Raw genomic sequence first — 1,080 nt, forward strand, 5'->3', positions numbered from 1 at the left:
CGGTCAGGAGAGCGGCGGGTAGGCGTTGGCCATCAGCTCGGCGAACTGGGCCGGGAACCACGCGCCCGAGATCGGGGCGTTGGGCAGGGCGCCGGTCAGGTTGTTGCCGTTGAGCTGGTTACCGGTGTAGGTCGGGTCGCACATCCGGTCGAAGCCCTTGCCCTCGTTGTTCGGGATCAGCGACGACGAGCCGTCGGACTCGCCCGGGGGCTTGACCCACACGTACGCGTCGATGCCGGTCGCCGGGGCCGAACGCGGACGCTCACCCAGGCCCGCGCCGGACTGGTTGCACCAGTTGCCGGCGTGGATACGGCGGTCGATACGCGACTGGTTGACGAACGTGTCCACGTTCGTGGAGGTGCTGGCCGCGGTCGGGCGGGCCGAGCCGCCCCAGCCGTTGCGCGAGGTGTCGATCAGCATGCCGATGTTGGCGTTGAAGCCCTCCGACACCAGCCGGGTCCGGAACGCCTGCGCGAACGACTGCTCGTCGACGTAGTAGTTCCAGTCCACCCACTTGCTCTGGCGCACCGTGGTCCCGTTGACCGAGGTGTTGATGGTGAAGTACGGCTCGACCAGCGCCGAGTAGTTCGCGGTGTTGGTGATGAAGCCGTGCACGTTGTTGACCGTGCTGCCCTCGGCGACCGCGGCCTCCTTGAGCTTCTGCGCGGTCGGGCCGAAGTTGGTGTCCCAGCCGATCCAGCCGTGGTGGGCCGAGTCGATGTAGTTGTACACGTTCGAGATCGCGCCCAGCTTGTTCAGTGCGTACCCGACGCCCTTGACGTAGCCGCCGTTGGAGTTCATCGTCGCGCACTTGGCGATGTTCGTGTTCGTCACCAGGTTCGGCAGCGAGTCGATCTCGATGATCGCCACGATGCGCAGCGGCGCGTACTTGCTCTGCCCCATGATCGCCGCGATCGGGTCGATGTACTCCGACTTGTAGCGGGGCAGCTCGTCCACGCCCAGCTCACCGTTGGACGCCAGGGCCGAGCAGTCACGGCCGGGCAGGTTGTAGATCACGAACTGCACGGTCAGCGGCCCGGAACCCGCGTTGTACTGCCGCAGCGCCTCGTCGAGGTGGTC

1 protein-coding gene is annotated in these 1,080 nt (G+C 66.7%); it reads right to left on the reverse strand.

From position 1 onward, the window contains the following. Positions 1 to 3: 3 nt before the first annotated feature. On the reverse strand, positions 4 to 1,080 hold a 1,077-nt coding region (locus ACFQO7_RS37710), incomplete at its 5' end, for a glycoside hydrolase family 6 protein (protein WP_376810889.1).

Origin of the sequence: Catellatospora aurea, assembly GCF_042663325.1 — a bacterium.
Lineage (GTDB): Bacteria > Actinomycetota > Actinomycetes > Mycobacteriales > Micromonosporaceae > Catellatospora > Catellatospora aurea.